Raw genomic sequence first — 22,933 nt, forward strand, 5'->3', positions numbered from 1 at the left:
CACCCCCTCACATGCCTGACCGGCGGGGGGGGCCGCCGTTGGCGGGGCGGCCGCCACCTGCTGCTTTGTCGGTGGGACCTGGTACTACTTGGGGCGATGAGCAACACGCAGGGGAGTGACGAGGGCGGGGCGCCGGAGCAGCTGGCGTTCATCCGGGAGACGGTCCGCCGGGCCAAACCGCGCACCTGGCACGGCGCCAAGCGGGCGGCGGAGAATCCGGTCGCCCGGGTGGTCGTCGACAAGGGCGTGCTCACCATCGACAAGCTCTTCGACTACGAGGTGCCGGCCGCGATGGCCGAGGAGGCCCAGCCCGGCGTCCGGGTCCGGGTGCGCTTCGGGGCGCGGGTGGTGAAGGGGCAGCGCGAGGGCGGCGAACTGCACGACGGGTTCATCGTCGCCCGGCTGCCGAAGAGCGACTTCCCCGGGCCGCTCGCCCCGCTCGCCCAGGTCCTCTCGCCCGAGCCGGTGCTCAGCCCGCCGCTGCTGCGGCTCTGCCGCACCGTCGCCGACCGGTACGCGGGGACGCTGGCCGATGTGTTGCAGCTCGCGGTGCCGCCCCGGCACGCCAAGGCCGAGGCGGAGCCCTCGCCGCCGCCCCGGCCCCGGCCGGCCCCGCCCGCGCCCGGCGGCTGGTCCCGCTACCCCGCCGGTCCGGAGTTCCTCGCCGCGCTGGCCGGCGGCGGCTCGCCCCGGGCGGTCTGGACGGCGCTGCCCGGCCCCGGCTGGCCGTACGAGATCGCCCGCGCCGTCGCCGCCACCCTGGCGGGCGGGCGCGGCGCGCTGGTCGTCCTGCCGGACGGCCGCTCGGTCGCCCGGGTCGACCGGGCGCTCACCGAACTGCTCGGCGAGGGCAGCCACGCCACCTTGGCTGCCGACCTCGGCCCGCGCGAGCGCTACCGGCGCTGGCTCACCGTGAGCCGGGGCTCGGTGCACGCCGCCGTCGGCACCCGGGCCGCGATGTTCGCCCCCGTCCACGACCTCGGCCTGGTGGTGGTCTGGTCGGACGGCGACTCCAGCCACAGCGACCCGCGCGCCCCGCACCCGCACGTCCGGGAGGTCGCGCTGCTGCGCGCCGCCGAGGAAGGCGCCGCCGTGCTGCTCGGCGGGCACGCCGTCACCGTCGAGGGCGCGCAGCTGGTGCGCACCGGGTGGGCCCGGTCGCTGGCCGCCGACCGGGAGACCGTCCGGCAGGTGGCGCCGCGGGTGCGCACCGTCACCGACCAGGACCAGCACCGGGACGCCGCCGCGCAGGCCGCCCGGCTGCCCTCGGTCGGCTGGGAGGCGGCCCGCGAGGGCCTGGCGGCCGGCGGGCCGGTGCTGATCCAGGTGCCCCGGCGCGGCTACGTGCCCCGGCTGGCCTGCGCCCGCTGCCGCACGCCCGCCCGCTGCCGGCGCTGCGAGGGTCCGCTGGAGGCGGCCGGCGCCGACGCGCCGCTGCACTGCGGGTGGTGCGGGGAGGCCGAGACCGACTGGCACTGCCCGGAGTGCGGTTCGTTCCGGCTGCGCGCCCAGGTGATCGGCGCCCGGCGGACGGCGGAGGAGCTGGGCAAGGCCTTCCCGCGCGTCCCGGTGCGCACCTCCGGGCGGGACGCCGTGCTGGCCACCGTCCCGGACGAGCCCGCGCTGGTGATCTCCACGCCCGGCGCCGAGCCGGTGGTCGAGGGCGGCGGCGGGTACGCGGCCGCGCTGCTGCTGGACGGCTGGGCGCTGCTCGGCCGCCCCGACCTGCGGGCCGGGGAGGAGGCGCTGCGGCTCTGGCTGGCCGCCGCCGCGCTGGTCCGGCCGTCGACCGAGGGCGGGACGGTGGTCGTGGTCGCCGAGCCGACCGCGCGGCCGGTGCAGGCGCTGGTGCGCTGGGACCCGTTCGGGCACGCCGGGCTGGAGCTGGACGAGCGGGCCCAGCTGCACTTCCCGCCGGTCGCCCGGATGGCCTCGGTGACCGGCAGTCCGGCGGCGGTGGCCGATCTGCTCGGGCTGATCCGGCTGCCGGAGGGCGCGGACGTGCTCGGGCCGGTGCCGGTGGCGGCGCTGCGCGGGGAGGAGCAGGAGCGCGCGCTGCTGCGGGTCGCGCCCGGGCAGGGCGCGGCGCTGGCGACGGCGCTGAAGGCGGCGCAGATCGCGCGGATCGCGTTGCGGACGCCGGAGACGGTCAAGGTGCGGATCGATCCGACGGACATCGGGTGAGGAACGGCCGGGGGTAGCCCGTTCCCCACCCGGGGGCTGCTTGCTTGTTCGGCCGCCTGCCTGTTCGGCTGCCGGGCTGGTCAGCCGCGCAGCGGGACGCCGGGGCGGTCCGCCGGGGCGCGGTCGAGCGCGGCCCGGTCGAGCGCGGCCCGGTCCAGGCCGTTGCGCTCCAGGCTGGTGCGGTCCAGACCGCCCTGGCGGGCGGCGGGGACGGTGGTGGCCAGGCCGGTGGGCGAGGGCACGCGGTCCGGCGCGTGCGCCGGAGTGTGGGTCGGGGTGTGCGCCCCCGGGTGGGCGGGCACGCGGTCCGGATTGTGGGCCGGAGCGTGCGCCGGGGGGTGGCCGGGCAGCTCCTCGGAGCGGTCCGGGCGGGTCGGGTTCGGGACGGCGCCGCCCGCCGCCAGCAGCTCGCTGGTCGGCCGGCGCATCCCGTACCGGCGGTGCACCGCCTGCTTGGTGACCCCGAGGGCCGAGCCCACCGAGTCCCAGGAGAAGCCCAGCGCGCGGTCGAACTCCACCGCCGCCGCCACCAGCGTCTCCACGCTCTCCCGCAGCTCCTGCGCCAGCCGCACCGTCGGCGCCGGGGCCCGCCCGTACACCACGAAACCCGCCGAGGTGCTCGGCCGGCGCGGCCGGTAGACGTTGCCCAACTGGGCGGTGAGCGTCCGCAGCGCGTCGACCTGCCGCCTCACCCGCTCGATGTCCCGCACCAGCAGGTGCAGGCTCGCCCGCGCCCGGGCGTCGTGGTTGATCTGCTCGGCCATGGCCTACGTGCCACCTTCCGTACGGTTCGGCTCGGCCGGAGCGCCCTTCCCGCGAGCTCCGGCCACGGTCAATCCCACTTGACCAACGCCGGACCGCCCGCCGGGGTCACGCAGGCAAGACGAGACGGGATATGCCAGAACCCGCGGCGGGCGGATTGCATAGACTTGCCGACGGCCGCGCGCACGCCGTGCGGCCCGCCTCCAGACCAGTAGCCCGCACCCCGACGGACAGGAGCCCGCACCCGTGGCGATCCAGCCGATCCGCATCTTCGGAGACCCCGTCCTGCGCGCCACCGCCCAGCCCGTCACCACCTTCGACAAGGAACTGCGCACCCTCGTCAAGGACCTCACCGACACCATGCTCGACGCCCCCGGCGCCGGCCTGGCCGCACCCCAACTCGGGATCTCGCTGCGGGTGTTCACCTACCACGTGGACGGTGTCACGGGCCACCTGATCAACCCGGACCTGTCGCTCAGCGAGGAGGAGCAGGAGGGCCCGGAGGGCTGCCTCTCGCTGCCCGGCCTGCGCTACGACACCCGGCGCGCGTACGGCGTCGTCGCCAAGGGCTTCAACATGTACGGCGACCCGGTCACCATCGAGGGCACCCAACTCCTCGCCCGCTGCATCCAGCACGAGACCGACCACCTCGACGGCATCATCTTCATCGACCGCCTCGACACCGCGCAGCGGAAGTCCGCGCTGAAGGCGATCCGCGAGACGGACTGGGGCACCGGCCCCGCGCCGGTGGTCAAGGTCTCCCCGCACAGCACCTTCGGCGCCGCGCGCTGACGACCCCTTGTTGTTCAACCGGAACTCCCCACTGCAGAAAGGCACTTGATGCGCCTCGTGTTCGCCGGCACCCCCGAGGTCGCCGTTCCCGCCCTGGACGCCCTGCTCGCCTCCGACCGGCACGAGGTCGTCGCGGTGGTCACCCGCCCCGACGCCCCCTCCGGCCGCGGGCGCAAGCTCGTCGCCAGCCCGGTCGCCCAGCGCGCCGAGGAGGCCGGGATCGAGGTCCTCAAGCCGGCGAAGCCGAGCGACCCCGACTTCGTCGCCCGCCTCACCGAACTCGCCCCCGACTGCTGCCCGGTCGTCGCCTACGGCGCCCTGCTGCGCCCCGGGACCCTGGAGATCCCCGCGCACGGCTGGGTCAACCTGCACTTCTCGCTGCTCCCCGCCTGGCGCGGCGCCGCGCCCGTCCAGCACGCGGTGCTGGCCGGCGACGAGGTCACCGGCGCGTCCACCTTCCTGATCGAGCAGGGCCTCGACTCCGGCCCGGTCTACGGCGTCCTGACCGAGGAGGTCCGCCCCGCCGACACCAGCGGCGAGCTGCTCCACCGGCTGTCCGTCGCCGGCGCGCGGCTGCTGCTGGCCACCATGGACGGCATCGAGGACGGCGCCCTGCGGGCCGTCCCGCAGCCGGCCGAGGGCGTCACGCTCGCCCCGAAGATCACCGTCGAGGACGCCCGGATCGACTGGACCGCGCCCGCGCTGCGGGTCGACCGGGTGGTGCGCGGCTGCGCGCCCGCGCCCGGCGCCTGGACCGAGTTCCGCGGCGAGCGGCTCAAGGTCACCGGCCCGGTCACGCTGCTCGCGTACTCCGCGGAGCTGGCCCCCGGTGAGCTCGCCGTCGGCAAGAACAGCGTCCGGGTCGGCACCGGCAGCCACGACGTCGAACTCGGCGAGGTGCGGCCGCAGGGCAAGAAGGCGATGCGGGCGGCGGACTGGGCGCGCGGCGCCCGGATCGAGTCCGGCGAGCGGTTCGGCGAGCAGCCGGCCGAGGGCTGACCCGAGGCAGGTCGGCCCTCGCCGAGCGGTCCGTCGAGGGTCGACCTACCTTGGTCCGAGTGGGGGATTCCTCACCAGGAAGGCTGATCCCGATGGCCCGACTCACCTGGACGAGCCCGCGTACTTGGACGAGCCCGCGCACCTGGACCGCCCTGGCCGGCGCGCTGCTGGTCGCCGCGACCTACGGTCTGGCGACCGCTCCGCCGGCCGCCGCCGCGACCACCACGGTGGTGCGCGGTGCCCCGGCCGCCTCGGGCACGGTCTCCACCGCCACCTGCCCGGCGGACACCTTCCTGATCGCCGGAGGCTTCGACCTTGGGAGGATCGCGGTCGATCCCACCAACGGTGCCGCGCCGGCGGTGCTGGTGACGCTGAACGCCCCGTCGACCGACCGGAGCAACACCTGGGAGGCCGCCGCGGTCGGCGTGGACGGAGCGATGGCACTCGCCCTCTGCGCGACGGGCTGACCCGTCCCGGCCGGACCGGTGGAGGACGCTTCGGGCGGTACGTCCCGCCCGGGATATCGTGGACCGTTGATAACCACCGCAGCACTTTGAGGCACATCGTTATGAGCACGCCCAGCAACACCCCCGCCGGCCCCGGCGCCAAGCGCGCCCCGCGTCCGCACCGCCGACCGAAGAAGGACCCGGCCCGGATCGTCGCCTTCCGCGCCCTGCGGGCCGTCGACGAGCGCGACGCCTACGCCAACCTGATCCTGCCCTCGCTGCTCCGCGAGGCCGAGCAGAAGGGCATGGACCGGCGCGACGCCGCGCTCGCCACCGAACTGGTCTACGGCACGCTCCGGCTCCAGGGCACCTACGACGCGATCATCGCCGCCTGCATCGACCGCCCGCTCGGCAAGGTCGACCCGCCAGTCCTCGACGTCCTCTCGCTCGGCGCCCACCAGCTGCTGACCACCCGCATCCCCACCCACGCCGCCGTCTCGGCCACCGTCGAGCTGGCCCGGGTGGTGCTCGGCGACGGCAAGGCCAAGTTCGTCAACGCCGTGCTGCGCCGGATCAGCGCCCACGACCTCGACACCTGGATCGGGCAGGTCGCCCCGCCGTACGAGAAGGACGCCGAGGACCACCTCGCCGTCGTCCACTCCCACCCGCGCTGGGTGGTCGCCGCGCTCTGGGACTCGCTCGGCCGCTGGCAGCCGGACGCCTCCGGGCGCACGGCGATGGAGGAGCTGCTGCGCGCCGACAACGAGCGCCCCGAGGTCACCCTGATCGCCCGCCCCGGCCGGGCCACCGTCGGCGAGCTGGCCGACGCGCTGCCCGAGGCCGAGCCGGGCCGCTGGTCCCCGTTCGCACTGCGGCTCGCCGAGGGCGGCGACCCGGGCGCGCTCGCCGCGGTCCAGGAGAACCGGGCCGGCGTCCAGGACGAGGGCAGCCAGCTCGTCGCCCTCGCCCTCGCCGCCGCGCCGCTGGACGGCCCGGACCGGCTCTGGCTGGACGGCTGCGCCGGCCCCGGCGGCAAGGCCGCGCTGCTCGCCGCCCTCGCCGCCGAGCGCGGCGCCGCCCTGGTCGCCAGCGAGAAGCAGCCGCACCGGGCCCGGCTGGTCGCCCGGGCCCTGGCCGGCAACCCCGGCCCGTACACCGTGATCGCCGCCGACGGCACCCGGCCGGCCTGGAAGTCCGGCGGCTTCGACCGGGTGCTCGTCGACGTGCCGTGCTCCGGGCTGGGCGCGCTGCGCCGCCGCCCCGAGGCCCGCTGGCGCCGCCGCCCGCAGGACGTCGCCGCCTTCGGGCCGCTCCAGCGCGACCTGCTGCGCTCGGCGATCGAGGCCACCCGGGTCGGCGGGGTGGTCGGGTACGCGACCTGCTCGCCGCACCTCGCCGAGACCCGGGCGGTCGTCGACGACGTGCTGCGGGCCGAGGGCGGCCGGGTCGAGTGGATCGACGCGCGGCCGCTGCTGCCGGGCGTTCCGGCGCTCGGCGACGGGCCGGACGTCCAGCTCTGGCCGCACCTGCACGGGACGGACGCGATGTACCTGGCGCTGCTGCGGCGGACCGCGTAGGTCCTGCGGCGGTCCGTGGTCTCCGTCGGTGACGGCGCTCAACGTCCGGTCAGGGCCGGGGGGTTGGGCGCCGTCGCCGTTGTGGCAGCCGTCGGTGGGAGCGGGAAGAGGGTGGCGACGGACGGGATGCCGTCCAGCCGCGCGTCCGGGCCGGTGTGCGCGGTGACCACGCCGCGGACCAGCTCGCGCAGCCAGCGGTGGCCCGCGTCCTGGTCGTTGCGGGGGTGCCAGGCCATGCTCAGCACCACCTCGGGCAGCTCCACCGGCAGCGGGAAGGTGCGCAGCCCGAACGCCGCGGCCGCCGGGCTGCGCAGCCGGGCCGGGGCCAGCGCGACCAGGTCGGTGTCCCGGAGCAGGAAGAGCGCCGTGGTGAAGCTCGGCACGGTGGCCACCACCCGGCGGGCGAGCCCGAGTTCGGCCAGCCGCTGATCGACCGGCCCCGGGCCGCGGCCGTGCCGGGAGACCGCGAGGTGGTCGGCGGCGGCGAACTCCTGCACCGTCGGTGGCGCGCCGACGGTCAGCGGGTGCCCGGCGCGGGCGATGCCGACCAGGCCGGTGCCGGCCAGCGGTTCGGTCCGGGTCTCCGGGTCCAGGTGGTCGGTCACCCCGACCTCCAGGTCGATCACGCCGTCGCGCATCGCGCTGGAGCCCTCCAGGTGCTCGCCGAGGAAGCGCAGCGTCACGGCCGGGGCCTGCGCGCGGACGGCCTCCACCAGGTCCGCGCCGATCGCGGTCAGCAGGACGTCCCCGGTCTGCAGGGTGAAGCGGCGGTTCAGCTCGGACGGTTCGGCGGCGGCCTGCGGCACCAGTAACGCCTGCCCCCGGCTGACCAGCGCGCGCACCTCGGCCCGCAGTTCCACCGCGCGCGGTGTCGGGACCAGTCCGCGACCGGCCCGGACCAGCAGCGGATCACCGAGCACGCGGCGCAGCCGGCCCAGGGTGCGGCTCATCGCCGGGGGTGAGGTGTGCAGCCGCTCGGCCGCCGCGGTCACGCTGCTCTCCTCCAGCAGGGCGTCCAGGGCGACGAGCAGATTGAGGTCGAGGTCCGGCATGGGCTTCTCCGCGGGGGATCGGTAGGTCGGGTGGGGGTGGTGGATGACCAGGGGTGGAATGTGTGCTGACCGGGGTTTCACTGGTGCGCATGGCGGCCCGGAATCTACCGTCGATCGTGTCAACGGCCCTTCGGACCAAAGGATTTGACGTGACGATCGACAATGACATGTTGGCGGTGGCCTGCCAAGGAGGCCGTATGCTGACCTTTCTCTCGGCCGACGGCGCACGCCTGCTCGGCGAGCTGCCGCTGCCGCCGGAACCGCACGAGCTGGTCTTCGACGCAGGTCGGCGGCTGCTCTACGGGACCGTCACCTACCGCTCCGGTTTCTACGGGCAGCACGGCGGCCGGGGCACGGAGGTGGTGGTGGTCGATCCGGATCACCGCCGGGTGGTAGAGACCATTGACCTCGCGCCGGAGCACGCCCCGCACGGGCTGGCGCTCGACGCGGCGCGCGGGCTGCTCTACGTGAGCGTGGAGGCGGGCCCGGCCGGGGACGGCGCGGTGGTGGTGCTGGACCTGCGGACCCGGAAGGTGGTCGACCGGATCGCCGTGGGCGCGCCGGGGCCGCACTGGTTCGAGCTCACGCCGGACGGGGGCAAGGGCTACACCACCAACAAGGAGGCCGGGCATCTGACCGTGCTGGCCCTGGGTTCCGAGGCCGCCGCCGGGCGGGGCGGCATGCTCGGGACGGTGCCGGTGCCCGGCAGCGAGGGCATCGCCGTCACCGGGGACGGGCGGTACGCGGTGGTCGCCACCCCGCGGGCGGCGCCGACCGGCGCGCCGGCCGCGCCGCCCGCCCTGGCGGTGGTGGACGTCCGCACCGACCGGGTGGTGCGCACCGTCCCGCTGGCCGCGCCCGCCGTGCCGGTGCACGTGACGGCGGGCGGGCTGGTGCTGGTCGGGGAGGTCCACGGCGGTGCGGCGGGGCCGGGGCCGGCGGCCGGGCGGTTGCGGATCTTCGGCCCCGTCCCCGGGGCGACGGACGGTGCACTGACCGAGCTGGGCGAGGTGCCGGTCGGGCAGTTCCCGCTGACCGTCCGGTCCTCGCCGGACGGGGCACTCGGGTACGTCTCGAACATCTCCTCGGACACCCTGACCGTGGTGGACCTGGCGGACTACCGGGTCCTCCGCGAGGTCGCCTTCGCCCCCGGCACCGGCCCGCACGGCCTGGCCTACGTCCCCGCGCTCGGCGCCCTCGACGGCTGAGCCCTCCGCCTCAGCCGGCCGCGCGCCAACGCTCCCGGAGCGGACGGTAGTCGGTCACCACGACCCCGTGCTCGTCCAGCAACTCCCGGGCGCGCGGCGACACCAGGAACGCGTGGTCCGAGCGGCGCACCCGCCACCCGCCGTCCCCCGCCCGGGAGGCGGGCGTGCCGAGGCTCGGATGGACGGCCCACTCGGTGAGGCCCGGCGGCAGCGCGGCGAGCAGTCGGGCGTAGTGGGCGGGCTTGTCGTCGAGCGGGACGGCGAAGCTGTCCAGGAAGCCGTGGTCCACCACCGGCAACCCCCGGGCGCGGAGCCGCGCTACGGCCGGCGCCAGCCAGACCCGGACGGCCAGCCCGTACTCCGCGCCGAGATCGCCGCGACGACGGCGTGGTTGACGTCCTCGTTCAGCCCGAAGTCGTCGCAGTTGAGCAGCAGCAGCCGGGTGCCCGGCGGGTGCCCGAGCAGCTCGGTGGCGAGCGGTGGCGGCGGGTCCGCCGTCCGGCCCGGCGGGTGCGGCTGCGGTCGGTGCATCGGTCAGCCGTTGCGGGCTTCGCGGCGTTGGCGCTTGCCGAGGGGGGCCTGGGAGAGGTCTTCGGACTGGGAGCGGAGGTTCTTGTAGCCGTAGCCGCGGGCGTCGAGCCAGGCGCGGGCGGAGGTCTCGGCGCGTTCGGTGGCGTCGAGGATGTCCTCCTCGGCCTCGCCGGAGTCCTGGTAGCGGAAGGTGAAGACGGCGCGGGCGTCGAGGTCGTAGCTGAGGTGGCCCTCGGGGGTGAACGCGGCGAAGAGGACGTTGTGGTCGGCGGCCCGGGACTGGAGTTCGGCGCGCTGCTCGGGCGTGAGGGCGTCGAAGACGCCGCGGACGGTGATCCGGAAGGTGCGGGTGCTCATCCGGCGAGCGTAACCAGCCGGGTTCGGCGGGGGCGACGGGTTTTCGGGGAGGTGGTCCGGCCCCCGACGGGGGCGGGGGCCGGACGTTCAGGGGCCGGGCGTTGGAGGTCCTAGGCCTCGGCGGGGGCGGGGCTCGCCGGGGTGGGGGTGCGGTCGAGGGCGGGCCACTGGATCCGGGTGGCGCACACGGCGACCAGGACGGCGGAGGCCGCGACCACGCCCATGCCCCAGACCAGGCTGCTCGCGTTGGCGATGAAGCCGATCACGGCCGGTCCGGCGAGTAGGCCGGTGGTGCCGGTGGCGGCGACCAGGGCGAGCGCGTCGGAGCCCTGGCGGGCGGCGGCCACGTAGACGCACGGGGTGACGGCGGCGACGCCCAGGCCGACGCAGGCGAAGCCGAGCAGGGTCGGCACCACGCCGCCCGTCAGCAGGGCGAGCGCCAGGCCGAGCCCGGCCACCGCGCTGCCGACGCGGACGATCCGGCCGTCGCCGAAGCGGGTGCGCCAGCCGTCGGCGAAGAGCCGGGCGAGCACCATCATGACCGAGACGGCGGCGATGCCCAGCGGCGCCAGCTGGGGCGAGGCGTGGACGACGTCCTTGAGGTAGAGCGCCGACCAGTCGTTCATCGCGCCCTCGGTGATGGTGCCGAAGACCATCGCCAGGCCCATCCAGATGGTGATCTTGGAGGGGAGCGGGATGCCGCGGCGCTTCCCGGCGGCGGCGTCGGGCTCCGGGGTGGACTCGGCGGGCTGCGGCTGGTCGGCGAGCATGCCGGTCTGGGCGAGGACGAGGAGCAGCGCGAGGACGCCGGCGGCGAGCGCGAAGTGCACGGAGAGCGTGGTGGTCACGGCGTTGACGCCGGAGGCGAGCAGGGCGGCGAGCAGCGAGCCGGCGCTGAAGGTGGCGTGCAGCCTGGACATCGCGGTGCGCTGGAAGGCGACCTCCAGGGCGGCGCCTTGGGCGTTCATCGCGACGTTGAGGAAGCCGACCGCCACGCCGTCGAGGCAGGCCACCACGAGCAGGACCGGGAAGTTCGGCGCCAGGGTGAGGCCGGCCAGGACGAGGCCCAAGGCGATCGCGGAGACGGTGGCCAGGGTGCGCGAGCCGTACCGCTTCATGAGGGTGGCGACGAGCGGGAAGGAGGCGGCGGCGCCGATGCCGCAGACCATCAGCAGCAGGCCGATTTGGGCCTCGCTCAGATCGAGCCGGGTCTTCAGCGCGGGGAGGCGGGAGACCCAGGTCGCGTACTGGAAGCCGAGGAGGCAGAACAGCGCTGCGATGGCCAGCTGGGCCCGGAGGAAGTCATCGCGCACGCGGAGCATGTGCATCAGCCCGATTCGTTGGTGGGGGAGGTGGGGGGAAGGGGACGGGGCGGGGGCTAGCTGAGGGGCATCGACATGTAGACGGCGCGGTCGCCGTAGCTCGCCGGGAGCTCGACCTCGGGGTGGGGGTGGTAGCCGAGCGGGCTCCAGAGAACGTCGCTGCCGCGGACGGCGACCAGGGAGATGGTGGCGTGGCCGCGGGCCCGGGCGGTGTCGGCGAGGAAGGTGAGCAGGCGGGGGGCCAGGCCCTGGCCGCGCAGCCGTTCGACGATGACCAGGTCGTGGGCGTGCAGGTTGGCGGAGGCGGAGGCGGGGGTGGCGGTCGCGGCGGCGGTCCCGGGTTCGGCGTGGCTGAGGTCGGGGCAGCGGCCGAGCGGGTACGGCAGGGCGAGCAGGTAGCCGCCGAACTCGCCCTTGTGCTCCAGCACGAAGCAGTAGTCGGGGGCGGCCCGGTGCCGGGAGCGCAGGGCCTCGTCGCCCTCGGAGAGCCCGCTCGCGGCGTAGGCGCGGGCCTCCAGCGGGACCACCTCGGCCCAGTCGGCGTCGGTGAGGGGGCGGACGAGCAGGTCCTCGTCCAGGGGGGTGTGGTGCGCGGGCATCTAAACGCTCTCTTTCGGCTTGCCCTCGGTGGTGCGGATACAGTTGTGGGGGAGCGGCGGGAAGCCGTTGAAGCCCCGGGTGGTGTAGGCGGTGGCGTAGGCGCCGCAGGAGAGGATCCAGACCGGGTCGCCGGAGGCGGCGTCCAAGGGGACCGGCACCCCGGCGCCCTCGTCGGCGTAGGCGTCGTCGCTGTCGCAGGTCGGGCCGGCGATCACGGCGGGGACGGTGGCCGCGCCGGGGTGGCTCGGGAACTCCAGCCGGTACCGCAGTTCGTCCATCTCGTACAGGCCGTTGAACTTCCCGCAGCTCAGGTAGAGCCAGTACGCCCGCTCGCCGTCGAGCTGCTGACGGTCGGTCAGTCGAGTGACGTGGGCGCGGATGGCGCCATGGTCGGCGACCAGATGGCGGCCCGGTTCGAGCAGGAACTCCAGCGGGACGACGGACACTTCGCGCAGTCGCTGGATGCCCTCGCGGATCACCGTGAACATCTTGTCGAGCGGCGGGTGCAGCGGCCGGCCGCGCCGATCCAGGACGCCCAGGGCGGGCAGGCCGCCGCCGAGGTTGACGTGGTCGAGCAGGATGCCGCGCCGGTTGGCCTCCTCGACCACGGAGACCAGCGTCTCCACCGCGTGCTGCCAGGCCTCGGAGGTGAGCTGCTGCGAACCGACGTGCACCGAGAGGCCGGCCGGGACCAGGCCGGCGGCGCGCGCGGCCTCCAGCACTCGGATCGCGTCCTCGGACGAGCAGCCGAACTTGCGGCTCAGGCCCCAGAGCGCTCCCTCGCCGCTGGTCGCGAGGCGGCAGAACACCCGTGCGCCGGGCGCGTGTTCGGCGATCGCGGCGACGTCGGCCAGGCTGTCGGTGGCGAAGTCGCGGACGCCGAGCCGGTACGCCTCGGCGATCTGCCGGTCGGACTTGATGGTGTTGCCGTAGTGGATCCGGTCGGCCGGGACTCCGGTGCGCAGCGCCTGGACGATCTCCTGCGGTCCGGCCGCGTCGAAGCCGGAGCCCCGGGCGGCCAGGCAGTCGAGCACCTCGTCCACCGGGCAGGCTTTCATGGCGAACCGGACGGCGACGTCCGGGAGTTCGCGCAGCAGGGCGTCGTACTGGGCCTCGATGCCGTCGAGGTCGTAGATGATCCGGTCGTCCTCGGCGGCGGCCAGGGCGGCGCGCAGGCGTCCGTGGTCAGGCATCGCGGCGGCTCCGGACGGCGGTGGGCGCTTCGGGTGCTTCGGACATGCCCGGTCTGAGAGGCGGGTCGGGGAGCGGGGTGGTGCGGGCGGCGGCGACCAGTGGCGTCCAGGCGTCGACGAGCAGCGCGAAGGACTCGATGTCGGCCTGCGCCTCGTCCAGCAGCCGCTCCCGCAGTGGCACCAGGTGGTCGGCGAACTCGGCGTAGCGACCGCCGAGTTCGCGGTAGACCCGGTCGACGACGGCCAGCCGGCGGTGGTTCTCCGCCCGGTCCGTGCCGGCCGCGCGGCGGGCGAACCCGGCGACCGGGCCGGGCCGGACGTGGTGGTGCTCGTCCAGCAGCGCCCCGCCCGCCGCCTCCAGCGCGTCGTACACCGGGTGCAGGTAGAGCATCGACAGGAGGAACTTGGTGAACCGCAGCTGGTACGCGGTGAACCCGGCGTCGGTCCGCCGGTCCGGCGTGTAGAAGTTGACGATGTTGCGGTTGTGGGTGACCCCGGGCAGCGTGGCGTTCAGCACCAGGTGGTGCAGGAAGTAGTCGCTGCCGATGGTGGCGGTGGCCGGCGGCAGCGGCACCCGCTCGTACACCTCGCGGTCGAGGGCGATGTTGCACATGTCGATCCGCCAGATGTCGGGCAGGTCGAGCACCGCGCGGTCATGGGTGAACGGGTCGGTGCCGTTGCCGACGAAGGAGTCGGCGACCAGCTCGCGGCGCTGCTCGGCGGTGTGGTCGGTGGGCGCCCACAGGCCGACGACCTCCTCGTAGGCTGCCGGGTCCAGCGCGCGGATCTCGCCGAGGTCGACGGAGAGCTCGCCGACGAAGGAGCTGCCGACCAGGGCGACCGGCTTCTCCGCGTGCACCGGGTCCAGGGTGTGGTGGGTGACGCCGGGTGCGGCGTCGGCGGCCCGCCGGCCGATCGAGCGCAGCTCGTGGTGGATCGGGAACACCGGCTCGCCGTCCAGCCGCTGGTAGGCGCTGTCGGAGTCGCGGCGGTGGACGGAGGCGCAGCCGAGCGCGGCGGCCAGCAGGAACGCCCGGTTGGTGCAGGCGCCGTAGGAGACGGCGTCCGGCAGCATGAGGTCGAGCAGGACGGCGGGGTCGGCGGCGGGCAGACCCGTACCGGCCCGGGCGATGGCCGCGCGCAGGAAGGCGCGCTGCTGCTCCTCGTCGAGGTGGTGGACGAGCACGCCGGGGGTGGCGGGCAGGGCGTCGACCGCCTTCGCGTGTTCGGCGCGGGTGGCGGCGTCCGCCGAGTCGAGGATCAGCAGGTGCACCTGCACGCCGAACTCGCGGGCGGCCCAGGCGGCTTCCTCGCCGACGGCGTCGATGGCCGGTGTGCAGGCCCGGTTGGTGGGCAGGGCCAGGCAGATGCTGCGCGGGGCGGTGCTCATGCCTCGGCGTCCTCGGCGTCCTGGGTGTCCTGGGTGTCCTGGATGTTCTCGGTGGGTTCGGCGGCGTGGTCGACGGCGTCCGGGGTGTCGGCGTGCCAGGACTCCAGGCCGAGCAACTTGGCCCCGAGGTCGGTCAGTTCGGCCGTCCCGTAGCGCAGCGACTCGTGCTCGCGGTGGTCGCCGACCAGGGTGCGGTTCCAGGTCGGGGTGGAGAGGTGGCGCCAGGAGTGGACGCGGGATGCGCGCAGCTCCTCGTGCTCCTCCAGGGCGGGCATCATCGACAGGTACTGGACGGCGCGCACGCCGGCGGCGGAGGTGTTGCGGGCGACCCCGTGGGCCAGCATGCCGTTCCAGATCAGCAGGTCGCCGGCCTTCAACTCGGGCCGCACGACCGGGAACTCGGCGTGGTCGACGGCCGGGCGGATCGGGTCGCGGTCGGCCGGCTGGGCGGCCTGCCAGGTGTTGAAGCGGCGGAACAGCTCCGGGTCGCACTGGAAGCCGCCGTGGTCCGGCTCGGTGTCGTTGAGCGCGATGATGCCCTGGACGCGCTGCGGGAGCATGCCGAGGGTGGTGTCGACGTCCCAGTGCAGCTCGATGTCGAAGCCCTTGTCGGTGGGTTCGATCAGCGCGCGGTCGCGGTTGCGGATGTTCGGCGGGTTGAGGTTGAGCCGGTCGAGGGTGACCCAGAGCTCCTCGCAGTCCCAGACGTCGACGAAGGCGTCGTAGACCCGCCGGGCCTGCCGGCTGTCCCAGAGCAGCTGGTGCTGGTACGCCTCGACGAAGCCGTAGATGTGCAGGTGCCGGTCCAGCTCGTCGCGGAACTCGCGCTCCTGGTACCAGGTGTCGGGGCGCTCGGGGTCGAGCCCTTGGAAGTCCCAGGCGAAGTCGAGCAGCGCGCGGGCCGCCTCGGCGGGGATGGCCTGCGGCACGACGACGTAGCCGTAGGTCTGCCAGAAGGCGAACTGCTCCTCGGAGAGCACGCGCAGCGGCCGCCGCTTGTCGATGTCCTTCAGCGGGGTGGCGGCCAGGTAGGACTCGCCGTCGTTGCTGAAGTAGGGGCGGTCCGAAGCGGCTCGGTACAGGTATCCGTCGGGCTTCGGCATCACGTGACTCCAGGGTTCGGGTCGGTACGTCCGGTTCGGTCGGTGGCCGCGGGGCGGCACCCGCGCCCGTGCCCGGGGTGGTCGGGACGACCTCCGGGCATGGCGGGGGCAGGGCCGGCGGGCGGCCCCGGCGGGGGGAGTGGGGAAGCAGGGCGGGAGGGGTTCCTGCTCGTCCGACAGGGAGTGCCGGTCACCTGTTCCGGCCTCGTCAAGCACTTCTGTCCCTACGGTGGACTAGACCAACTTCGGTGTCAACCCTCCTCCTGGGAACCACGGGTGGCGGCCCGTGGGCAACCGGCCGACCGGGCATGACCTGCGCCGGAACCTCCGGGCCCCGGCTGGCGCGGGCCGGGCGGAGCGACGGTCGGGCGAACGGGCGACGCGTGTTGCCCGTTCGGGCAGGTGGCTGTCCGAACGGGCAACGGTGACGGGGTGTAACGAATCTGACGGGTGCTTCGGTTCGGGAGGGGGTCAACCCTGGCGCGCGGGGTGGGGGTTGCCGCCCGCTCCGGCCGGGGTGCTGCCTCCGGGCGCGGCGCCGGCCTGGGTACGGGTCCGGGCACCGGCCCGGGTGCCGCCTACGGCCGGACGGTCAGGACGATCTTGCCGCGGACGTGCCCCTGCTCGGCCCGCCGGTGCGCGGCCGCCGCCTCGGCGAGCGGGTGGATGCTGTCGAGGTGGACCTGCAGCCGCCCCTCGTCGAGGAGGACGGCCAGCTCGGCGAGGTCGGCCCCGCTCGACCGCACCTGCCAGCCCTCCTCGACGGTGACGCCGAGCCGGGCGGCCTCCTCGCGCCGGTAGTCGCCGAAGTAGACCGGCACGATCCGGCCGCCGGGCCGGACCACCGGGAGCAGCCGGTGCGCCTCCGGCCCGCCGACCGCGTCGATCAGCACGTCCGCCTCGGCGTGGACGGCCTCGGCGACCGGCGTCCGGGTGTAGTCGATGAAGCGGTCCACACCCAGACCGCGCAGGAACTCCTCGTGCCGCCCGGAGGCGACGGCGAGCACCCGGTCCGCCCCGGCCGACCGGGCGAGCTGGACGGTGAAGTGGCCCACCCCGCCCGCCGCGCCGTTCACCAGGACGGTGCCGCCCCGCCGCGGGCCGAGCCGGCGCAGGAACTGGTGGGCGGTAAGGGCGGCCAGCGGCACGGCGGCCGCCTCGTCGTGGCTCAGGGCGGCCGGCTTCGCGGCCAGGTGCTCGGCCGGTGCGACTGTGTACTCGGCGTAGCCGGCGCCCTTCCCGGGGAAGCGGATCAGGCCGAAGACCTCGTCCCCGGGCCGCCAGGCGGTCACCCCCTCGCCGACCTCGGCGACCACCCCGGAGACGTCGGTCCCCGGGGTCAGCGGCGGCGTCCAGACGGGCCGCAGCTCGGCCGGGATGGCGCTGAAGCCGTCGCGGACGTGCAGGTCCAACGGGTTGAAGCCGGCCGCGTGGACCCGGATCAGCACCTCACCGGGTCCGGGCGCCGGGCGGGGCACCTCCTCGTGCACCAGCACCTCGGGCCCCCCGAAGGCGTGCAGACGGACGGCGTGCATGGTCGCGGTGGACTGTCCCATGGTCTCCCTCTCCCTCGTGCCGCCCCGGTAGAATCCGGAGCGGTGCTCCGGAAAGGAAAACGGAGCAGTGCTCCACTTGTCAACGGTGAGGATCAGTATGTCCGTCGAGCCCGATTCGTCCCTTGCCGGGGGCCCCGCCGGAAGCCCTGTGGATCGCCCCGCCGGACGCCCCGCCCGGGCCGACGCCCAGCGCAACCGGGAGCGCCTGCTGGAGGTGGCCGCCGAGGTGGTCGCCGAGCAGGGCACCCAGGCCTCGCTGCGTGACGTCGCCCGCCGCGCCGGCGTCGGCCTCGGCACGCTCTACCGCCACTTCCCGAACCGGGACGCCCTGCTGGAGGCGCTGCTGCACCGCCGCTTCGAGCAACTGGCCGAGCGCGCCGACGCGTTGGCCGCCACCGAGCCGTCCGGGCGCGCGCTGGGCACCTGGCTGCACGAGTTCACCCTCGGCGCCGGTGCCTACCACGGGCTCTCCGGCGCCCTGCTGGCCACCCTGAACGAGCCCGGCTCGTCCCTGCACGCGGCCTGCCTGGTCAACCGCCAGGCCTGCGGCCGGCTGCTCGCCGCCGCCCAGCGGGACGGTCTGGTCCGGGCGGACGTGGACGCCGTCGACTTGTTCGCGCTCGCCAACGGCCTCGCCTGGATCGCCGACCAGGCGCCGAGCCTCGCCGACCGCCGGGACCGGCTGTTCGGTCTGGTGCTGGACGGCCTGGCGCCCCGGTCCTCGGGGGAGTCGCCCTGACCTGGGCCCGGGGCCGGGGTCGGTAATGGAACTCCCCTCCGGCCGCGTCAGACGGGCCGGAGGGGAGCACGGGGGAAGACCGAGGGATCAGAACGCGACCCCCTTCAGGTACGAGCCCTCCCCGCGGATCCCGGCCACGTAGAGGGTGTGCCCGCCCGGGGCGATCGCCGTCGCCGAGACGCCGTCCAGGCCGAACCCGGTGAGCGTCTCGCCCGGCAGGCCGGCGCCGGTCACGGCGTCGTACGAGAGCACCGAGGCCTGCGGCGTCCAGCCGTCCTTGAGGACGTGGAGCCGGCCGCCGTCCGGGTTCACCGCCACGTAGTGCAGGTCGAGCGGCCCGTTGGCGAAGGTGAAGACCGGCCGGGCGGTGTCGCTGCCGGTGTCGATCACGTACCCGGTGCCGGTGTCGGCCAGGGCGCCGAGCGCGAACACCCGCAGGCCGTCCGGGGAGGCGGCCAGCTCCTTGGTGGCGCCGAGCCGTCCCACGGTGCGGACGACCGTCGGGACGGCGGTCGTGGTGTCCAGGTGCTCCACGCCGAGGTCGGTGGAGACGTACCCGGCCGCGCCGCCCGCCTGGAGGGCGAGCGCGTCGACGGTGTGACCGCGCAGCGCCACCGATCCGACGAAGGCACCCGACCGGGTGTCGAACACCAGCACCCGGCCCGGCCGGACCCCCTGGCCGTCGAGCGCCGGCCCGTCCTGGCCGACCAGGACCCGCGAACCGTCCGGGCTCACCGCCAGACCGGTCAGCCGGCCGCCGGACCAGCCGGCCGGGCGCTCCTGCTCCGGCGCCGGGGTGCGGGAGACGACGGCGTTGGCGGCCGTGTCCACGGTGACCAGCTGCTCCGCCACCAGCAGGTGGAGCCGCCGGCCGTCCCGGCTCACCACGGGCGTCCCGGCGGTGCCGTCCTCGGCCAGGGGCAGCTCGGCGACCACCGCGCCGGTGCGGGTGTCCACCGTCCGCAGCACGACGGGTGTCCGGCGGCCCGAGCGGTCGGCCGCCACCACGTACGCCTTCGCCCCCTCCGGGCTCACCGCCAGCCCGAGCGCCCGCCAGCCGATGGCGGTACCGGTGCTGCTGCCGGTACCCTCGGCGGTTGCCGCCCCGGCACCGGTGCCGGTCAGCAGGAGCGTGGCGGCGAGCAGAGCTCCGGTCCAACGGGCCTTCGACACGCGCGAATTCATGATTCCCCACTCAATGGTCTAGACATCATGTCGTGGTGCGTGGGCCACGCTAGGGCACCGGGGTGTTCGGCGGGGGCGGTTTCCGGACCATGTGGGACCGTCCGGAACGGGACGCGTCGGGGCCGGAAGTTCCCCAGAATCCATAGGTCCGCTCTATGACGTCATAGATCCACACCGCCTACAGCTCGGCGCGCCGACCGGGTTGGGTGGGGGGTGGGGCGCCCTCACCCCTTGTGCCAACCCTGTCGTTCGTCCCCGCTCGGAGGATCGCCCCGTCATGACCCGCCCGATCCGCGTCGCGATCGTCGGCGCCGGCCCCGCCGGCATCTACGCCGCCGACGCCCTGCTGAAGTCCGACGCCGCGCAGCAGCCCGGGGTCTCCATCGACCTGTTCGAGCGGATGCCCGCCCCGTTCGGCCTGATCCGCTACGGCGTCGCGCCCGACCACCCGCGGATCAAGGGCATCGTCACCGCGCTCCACCGGGTGCTCGACAAGCCGCAGGTCCGGCTCTTCGGCAACGTCGACTACCCCGGCGACATCACCCTCGACGACCTGCACCGCTTCTACGACGCGGTGGTCTTCAGCACCGGCGCGATGGCCGACCGGGCCCTCGACGTCCCCGGCATCGGGCTCGACGGCTCCTACGGGGCGGCCGACTTCGTCTCCTGGTACGACGGCCACCCGGACGTGCCGCGCACCTGGCCGCTGGAGGCCGAGAAGGTCGCCGTGCTCGGCGCCGGCAACGTCGCCCTGGACGTGGCCCGGATCCTCGCCAAGACCGCCGACGAGCTGCTGCCGACCGAGATACCGCCGAACGTCCACGAGGGCCTGCGCCGCAACCGTGCCCTGGAGGTGCACGTCTTCGCCCGGCGCGGCCCCGCCCAGGCCAAGTTCAGCCCGATGGAGCTGCGCGAGCTCGACCACTCGCCGAACATCGAGGTGATCGTCGCCCCCGAGGACATCGACTACGACGACGGCTCGATCGCCGAGCGGCGCGCCGCCAAGCACGTCGACATGGTCGCCTCGACCATCGAGAACTGGGCGATCCGCGACGTCGGCGACCGCCCGCACCGCCTCTACCTGCACTTCTTCGAGTCCCCGGTGGAGCTGCTGGGCGAGGACGGGAAGGTCGGCGGGCTGCGCACCGAGCGCACCGAGCTCGACGGCACCGGCAACGTCCGGGGCACCGGCCGGTTCACCGACTGGGACGTCCAGGCCGTCTACCGGGCGATCGGCTACTACTCCGACGAGCTGCCCAAGCTGCCCTTCGACCCGGTCTCCGGCACCGTCCCGAACGAGGCCGGCCGGGTGCTGGTCGCCGACGGCACGCACCAGAGCGCCACCTACGTGACCGGCTGGATCAAGCGCGGCCCGGTCGGCCTCATCGGGCACACCAAGGGCGACGCCAACGAGACGGTCGCCTGCCTGCTCGCCGACCACGCCGAGGGCCGGCTCCCCGGCGCCGTCGACCCCGACCCGGACGCCGTCCCGGCCTTCCTGCGGGAGCGCGGCGTGCGGCACACCAGCTGGCAGGGCTGGTACGAACTCGACGCCCACGAGCGCGCGTTGGGCGCGGCCGAGGGGCGCGAGCGGGTCAAGGTGGTGGAGCGGGAGGAGATGCTGCGCCGCAGCGGGGTCTGACGGCGGACTGCCGAGGAGCCGGCCGCCGGCTCCTCGGCAGTCCGGGCGGCAGTCCGGTTGTCGGTGGACAGCGCCGGAGCTGGTCGTCCTCGGTCGGCTCCAGGGGGGCGGTCCCGGCCGGGCCGGGTCGGGCCGCTGCCGGGGCCGCGCGGTCGCCCGGTCAGGAGACGGTGGTGGCGGTCGGGGGCGTGGCGGCCGTGGTCGCCGCGGCGCCGCCCGGGGTGAGGGTGACGGCCGGGGCCGCCGGGAGGACCGCCGCGACCCGGAAGCCGGAGCGGAACGGGCCCGCGGTGAGCCGGCCTCCGAATAGGGCGACCCGTTCGCTCAGGCCCAGCAGGCCGTGGCCGGTGGAGAGTTCACGGTGCTCGCTCGGCGGCCGGCCGGCCCCGTCGTCCACCACCTCGACGTGCAGGGTGGTCGACCAGGTGATCCGGACCACCGCGTGGGTGCCCGGTCCGGCGTGCTTGGTGATGTTGGTGCAGGCCTCCTGCACCAGCCGGTAGGCGGTCTGCGCGACGCTGTCGTCGATCCGCAGCGGGATGCCGCGGGTCTCCAGCCGGATCCGCACGCCCGTCCGGCGGACGTCCGCCAGCAGCCCCGCCAGGTCGGCCAGACCGTGCCGGACCACCGGCCGGGTGCCGCCGTCCGCCGTGCGCAACAGCCGCAGCATGTAACGGAGTTCGTTCGTCGTCGAGCGGCCGATCTGCTCGATGTGGGCGAGCGCGTCGACCCGCGCGGCGTCGGTGCGCGACGCCACCCGGGCCGTCTCGGCGCGCAGCACGATCACGGCCACCGCGTTGGCGACGATGTCGTGCAACTCGCGGGCGAGCTGGCGTCGTTCGCGGGCCACCTGGTCGCGCGCCTCGGCCAGTTCGCGCCGGTTCCGTTCGGCCGCCGCGCGTGCTGCCCGGCCCCAGCGGGCCAGCCCCCAGGTCGCCAGGGTGACCGGCAGGTAGAAGGAGACGTTGGCCCCGAGGACGGGCCTCAGGTAGTCGGCCGGGGTCCCGTCGATCACCAGGTAGGAGGAGAGCCCGGCCGGCACCGCGCAGAGCAGCAGGGCGGTCAGCGCCGGTGGCGGGCGGCGCCGCTCGGCGACCGTGTAGAGCGCGACCAGCAGGCCGAAGTACGGCGTGAAGTTGAGGATGTGATGGAGCGTCAGGAGGTCGGCGCCGGTGGAGATCAGCCAGACCACGGCGAACACCGCGACCGGCGCCCGCCGCCGCAGGGCCAGCGCGACCGCCTCGGGGAGCGCGAGCGCGAGGATGCCGAGCCGCTGGCCCCAGTCGACGCCGGGCAGCAGCGGGGTGCCGAAGTAGAACACCTCCGGGATGATGACGGCGAGGGCCAGCGCGGCATCCTGGCGCCGTCGGGTGGACGACGCTTCGTCGGCGGCGGGTGCGGTGGCGGGTGCGGTGGCGGGGCCTCGTTCCTCGGTCGTGGTCATGGTGGTCACCTCCCGGTGCGGTGCCGTCGCGGGTGGTCCCGCCTCAGCCGCGCGGGTCGCGGGACCGGGCGGCCGCGAGGAGCTTCGTGCACGGCGGCGGACAGTTGGGGCTGGGGCAGCAGACGTACGCCGCGAAGCCCGCGACGCTGCCGAGGACGTGGCCGTCCGCCGCCGCCTCGTCGAGCCACCACGGCCGCGGCGGCGTGAGCCCGTCCGGCCGCCCGACCGGGAAGCCGAGGTGGGCGAAGGCCGCCCACTGGTCGCCGCGGTGGCGGACCAGGCTGTCGGTGATGAGGTCCACGGTCAGCGTCGGCACGTCGGCCCCGGCCAGCGCGGGCCGCACCAGCGTGAGCACGGCGGCCGCGGTGCGGATCCCGCCCCCGTCGACCGCCGCCAGCGTCAGGCCGCCCACGCTCAGCACCTGCGTCCCGCCGTTCGGCGCGGCCGCCGCCGACGAGGCCGCCTCGTCGTCCGGCGCGACGTGCGGCACCCGCGCGAAGTAGCGCGCCCACGGATCGGCCACCGCCCGCGGCGGATCGGGGACCAGGACGGTCCGCGAACTGGTCAGGAACCCGTGGGCCAGCGGCTCGCCGAGTTCGCCGTCCGCCCGCAACAGGTGGACGGTGACGCCGACCCCGGGAGCCTCGGTGCTCGGCCGTTCGTTCATGGCGGTGCCCTCGCAGCGGATGGGATGGGGTGGGGGTGCCATTCCACTCTGCGCGCCGGGTCCGCATCTCGCACCCAGGAACCGGACGGTCGCCGAGCGTGACCAGGTGCGGGCCCGGACGAACCGTGGGGCTGGCAGCGCCTCCGCGGCCGGGCCTAGACTGAACGGGTAGTGCACAGACAGG

General features: G+C 75.1%; 22 protein-coding genes. 8 read left to right on the forward strand and 14 right to left on the reverse strand.

Annotated features, from left to right (window positions below):
* Positions 1–96: 96 nt before the first annotated feature.
* Positions 97–2,184 (forward strand): primosomal protein N', encoded by a 2,088-nt coding sequence (locus AB0N76_RS23070; protein WP_363559762.1) that lies wholly within the window; start codon positions 97–99, stop codon positions 2,182–2,184.
* 80 nt (positions 2,185–2,264) lie between these two features.
* On the opposite strand, the gene AB0N76_RS23075 is transcribed toward AB0N76_RS23070, so the two are convergent.
* A complete protein-coding gene (locus AB0N76_RS23075; RefSeq protein WP_363559764.1) occupies positions 2,265–2,948 on the reverse strand; it encodes a hypothetical protein in 684 nt (227 codons plus the stop codon).
* 244 nt (positions 2,949–3,192) lie between these two features.
* On the opposite strand from AB0N76_RS23075, the gene def reads away from it, so the two are divergent.
* From def to AB0N76_RS23095, 4 genes are all read left to right on the forward strand, one after another.
* The gene (def, locus tag AB0N76_RS23080) at positions 3,193–3,738 is read left to right on the forward strand and encodes a peptide deformylase (protein ID WP_363559766.1); all 546 of its coding nucleotides are present in this window, start codon (positions 3,193–3,195) and stop codon (positions 3,736–3,738) included.
* 48 nt (positions 3,739–3,786) lie between these two features.
* Positions 3,787–4,737: a methionyl-tRNA formyltransferase gene (fmt, locus tag AB0N76_RS23085; RefSeq protein ID WP_363559768.1), complete on the forward strand. Its 951-nt coding sequence runs from the start codon at positions 3,787–3,789 to the stop codon at positions 4,735–4,737.
* A gap of 92 nt (positions 4,738–4,829) precedes the next feature.
* Positions 4,830–5,204: a hypothetical protein gene (locus AB0N76_RS23090; RefSeq protein ID WP_363559770.1), complete on the forward strand. Its 375-nt coding sequence runs from the start codon at positions 4,830–4,832 to the stop codon at positions 5,202–5,204.
* Between the two features lie 101 nt (positions 5,205–5,305).
* Positions 5,306–6,760, forward strand: a complete 1,455-nt coding sequence (locus tag AB0N76_RS23095; RefSeq protein WP_363559772.1) for a transcription antitermination factor NusB — start codon at positions 5,306–5,308, stop codon at positions 6,758–6,760.
* A 38-nt stretch (positions 6,761–6,798) separates the two neighbouring features.
* Here the strand turns inward: AB0N76_RS23095 and AB0N76_RS23100 are convergent, their stop codons facing one another.
* Complete coding sequence (locus tag AB0N76_RS23100) at positions 6,799–7,812, reverse strand: LysR family transcriptional regulator (RefSeq protein ID WP_363559774.1); 1,014 nt, start codon at positions 7,810–7,812, stop codon at positions 6,799–6,801.
* A 197-nt stretch (positions 7,813–8,009) separates the two neighbouring features.
* Between AB0N76_RS23100 and AB0N76_RS23105 the strand changes: the two genes are divergently transcribed.
* On the forward strand, positions 8,010–9,020 hold the full coding sequence (locus AB0N76_RS23105; RefSeq protein ID WP_363559776.1) for a YncE family protein: 1,011 nt from the start codon (positions 8,010–8,012) through the stop codon (positions 9,018–9,020).
* Positions 9,021–9,030: 10 nt separating this feature from the next.
* On the opposite strand, the gene AB0N76_RS23110 is transcribed toward AB0N76_RS23105, so the two are convergent.
* The 9 genes from AB0N76_RS23110 to AB0N76_RS23150 form a co-directional block, all read right to left on the reverse strand.
* The gene (locus tag AB0N76_RS23110) at positions 9,031–9,309 is read right to left on the reverse strand and encodes a hypothetical protein (RefSeq protein WP_363559778.1); all 279 of its coding nucleotides are present in this window, start codon (positions 9,307–9,309) and stop codon (positions 9,031–9,033) included.
* A 29-nt stretch (positions 9,310–9,338) separates the two neighbouring features.
* Complete coding sequence (locus AB0N76_RS23115) at positions 9,339–9,551, reverse strand: hypothetical protein (RefSeq protein ID WP_363559780.1); 213 nt, start codon at positions 9,549–9,551, stop codon at positions 9,339–9,341.
* Between the two features lie 3 nt (positions 9,552–9,554).
* A complete protein-coding gene (locus tag AB0N76_RS23120; protein ID WP_363559782.1) occupies positions 9,555–9,908 on the reverse strand; it encodes a DUF6204 family protein in 354 nt (117 codons plus the stop codon).
* Between the two features lie 110 nt (positions 9,909–10,018).
* Entirely contained in the window at positions 10,019–11,230 is a 1,212-nt protein-coding gene (locus AB0N76_RS23125; protein ID WP_363559870.1) for an MFS transporter, read from the reverse strand.
* 56 nt (positions 11,231–11,286) lie between these two features.
* Complete coding sequence (locus tag AB0N76_RS23130) at positions 11,287–11,829, reverse strand: GNAT family N-acetyltransferase (RefSeq protein WP_363559784.1); 543 nt, start codon at positions 11,827–11,829, stop codon at positions 11,287–11,289.
* A complete protein-coding gene (locus AB0N76_RS23135; protein WP_363559786.1) occupies positions 11,830–13,023 on the reverse strand; it encodes a type III PLP-dependent enzyme in 1,194 nt (397 codons plus the stop codon).
* Entirely contained in the window at positions 13,016–14,413 is a 1,398-nt protein-coding gene (locus tag AB0N76_RS23140) for a DUF6271 family protein (RefSeq protein ID WP_363559788.1), read from the reverse strand. The genes AB0N76_RS23135 and AB0N76_RS23140 overlap by 8 nt, the downstream gene beginning before the upstream one ends.
* Complete coding sequence (locus AB0N76_RS23145) at positions 14,410–15,516, reverse strand: phytanoyl-CoA dioxygenase family protein (RefSeq protein ID WP_363559790.1); 1,107 nt, start codon at positions 15,514–15,516, stop codon at positions 14,410–14,412. Before AB0N76_RS23145 ends, AB0N76_RS23140 begins: the two co-directional genes overlap by 4 nt.
* Before the next feature lie 578 nt (positions 15,517–16,094).
* Positions 16,095–17,072 (reverse strand): NADP-dependent oxidoreductase, encoded by a 978-nt coding sequence (locus tag AB0N76_RS23150; protein WP_363559792.1) that lies wholly within the window; start codon positions 17,070–17,072, stop codon positions 16,095–16,097.
* 148 nt (positions 17,073–17,220) lie between these two features.
* Between AB0N76_RS23150 and AB0N76_RS23155 the strand changes: the two genes are divergently transcribed.
* Positions 17,221–17,811 carry a helix-turn-helix domain-containing protein gene (locus AB0N76_RS23155; RefSeq protein ID WP_363559794.1) on the forward strand — a complete coding sequence of 197 codons (591 nt, stop codon included), beginning with the start codon at positions 17,221–17,223 and terminating at the stop codon, positions 17,809–17,811.
* Between the two features lie 87 nt (positions 17,812–17,898).
* Here the strand turns inward: AB0N76_RS23155 and AB0N76_RS23160 are convergent, their stop codons facing one another.
* Positions 17,899–18,984, reverse strand: a complete 1,086-nt coding sequence (locus tag AB0N76_RS23160) for a hypothetical protein (RefSeq protein WP_363559796.1) — start codon at positions 18,982–18,984, stop codon at positions 17,899–17,901.
* A 289-nt stretch (positions 18,985–19,273) separates the two neighbouring features.
* Here AB0N76_RS23160 and AB0N76_RS23165 point away from each other — a divergent pair, with 289 nt between their 5' ends.
* On the forward strand, positions 19,274–20,638 hold the full coding sequence (locus AB0N76_RS23165; protein WP_363559798.1) for an FAD-dependent oxidoreductase: 1,365 nt from the start codon (positions 19,274–19,276) through the stop codon (positions 20,636–20,638).
* A 160-nt stretch (positions 20,639–20,798) separates the two neighbouring features.
* Here AB0N76_RS23165 and AB0N76_RS23170 read toward each other — a convergent pair whose 3' ends face one another.
* Both AB0N76_RS23170 and AB0N76_RS23175 read right to left on the reverse strand, forming a co-directional pair.
* Positions 20,799–22,082 carry a histidine kinase gene (locus AB0N76_RS23170; RefSeq protein ID WP_363559800.1) on the reverse strand — a complete coding sequence of 428 codons (1,284 nt, stop codon included), beginning with the start codon at positions 22,080–22,082 and terminating at the stop codon, positions 20,799–20,801.
* A 43-nt stretch (positions 22,083–22,125) separates the two neighbouring features.
* The gene (locus tag AB0N76_RS23175) at positions 22,126–22,749 is read right to left on the reverse strand and encodes a hypothetical protein (protein WP_363559802.1); all 624 of its coding nucleotides are present in this window, start codon (positions 22,747–22,749) and stop codon (positions 22,126–22,128) included.
* Positions 22,750–22,933: the final 184 nt, after the last annotated feature.

It is taken from the genome of Kitasatospora sp. NPDC093806, from assembly GCF_040683335.1.
In the GTDB taxonomy this organism is placed as follows: Bacteria; Actinomycetota; Actinomycetes; order Streptomycetales; family Streptomycetaceae; genus Kitasatospora.

What these genes read in the sequence shown, in the direction of transcription:
- AB0N76_RS23140 (WP_363559788.1), bottom strand. Translation starts at nt 14,413, where the DNA reads ATGAGCACCGCCCCGCGCAGCATCTGCCTGGCCCTGCCCACCAACCGG.
- AB0N76_RS23100 (WP_363559774.1), bottom strand. Translation starts at nt 7,812, where the DNA reads ATGCCGGACCTCGACCTCAATCTGCTCGTCGCCCTGGACGCCCTGCTG.
- AB0N76_RS23125 (WP_363559870.1), bottom strand. Translation starts at nt 11,230, where the DNA reads ATGCTCCGCGTGCGCGATGACTTCCTCCGGGCCCAGCTGGCCATCGCA.
- AB0N76_RS23170 (WP_363559800.1), bottom strand. Translation starts at nt 22,082, where the DNA reads ATGACCACGACCGAGGAACGAGGCCCCGCCACCGCACCCGCCACCGCA.
- AB0N76_RS23070 (WP_363559762.1), top strand. Translation starts at nt 97, where the DNA reads ATGAGCAACACGCAGGGGAGTGACGAGGGCGGGGCGCCGGAGCAGCTG.
- AB0N76_RS23130 (WP_363559784.1), bottom strand. Translation starts at nt 11,829, where the DNA reads ATGCCCGCGCACCACACCCCCCTGGACGAGGACCTGCTCGTCCGCCCC.
- AB0N76_RS23120 (WP_363559782.1), bottom strand. Translation starts at nt 9,908, where the DNA reads ATGAGCACCCGCACCTTCCGGATCACCGTCCGCGGCGTCTTCGACGCC.
- AB0N76_RS23090 (WP_363559770.1), top strand. Translation starts at nt 4,830, where the DNA reads ATGGCCCGACTCACCTGGACGAGCCCGCGTACTTGGACGAGCCCGCGC.
- AB0N76_RS23115 (WP_363559780.1), bottom strand. Translation starts at nt 9,551, where the DNA reads ATGCACCGACCGCAGCCGCACCCGCCGGGCCGGACGGCGGACCCGCCG.
- AB0N76_RS23095 (WP_363559772.1), top strand. Translation starts at nt 5,306, where the DNA reads ATGAGCACGCCCAGCAACACCCCCGCCGGCCCCGGCGCCAAGCGCGCC.
- AB0N76_RS23105 (WP_363559776.1), top strand. Translation starts at nt 8,010, where the DNA reads ATGCTGACCTTTCTCTCGGCCGACGGCGCACGCCTGCTCGGCGAGCTG.
- AB0N76_RS23150 (WP_363559792.1), bottom strand. Translation starts at nt 17,072, where the DNA reads ATGGGACAGTCCACCGCGACCATGCACGCCGTCCGTCTGCACGCCTTC.
- AB0N76_RS23075 (WP_363559764.1), bottom strand. Translation starts at nt 2,948, where the DNA reads ATGGCCGAGCAGATCAACCACGACGCCCGGGCGCGGGCGAGCCTGCAC.
- fmt (WP_363559768.1), top strand. Translation starts at nt 3,787, where the DNA reads ATGCGCCTCGTGTTCGCCGGCACCCCCGAGGTCGCCGTTCCCGCCCTG.
- AB0N76_RS23145 (WP_363559790.1), bottom strand. Translation starts at nt 15,516, where the DNA reads ATGCCGAAGCCCGACGGATACCTGTACCGAGCCGCTTCGGACCGCCCC.
- AB0N76_RS23165 (WP_363559798.1), top strand. Translation starts at nt 19,274, where the DNA reads ATGACCCGCCCGATCCGCGTCGCGATCGTCGGCGCCGGCCCCGCCGGC.
- AB0N76_RS23175 (WP_363559802.1), bottom strand. Translation starts at nt 22,749, where the DNA reads ATGAACGAACGGCCGAGCACCGAGGCTCCCGGGGTCGGCGTCACCGTC.
- AB0N76_RS23135 (WP_363559786.1), bottom strand. Translation starts at nt 13,023, where the DNA reads ATGCCTGACCACGGACGCCTGCGCGCCGCCCTGGCCGCCGCCGAGGAC.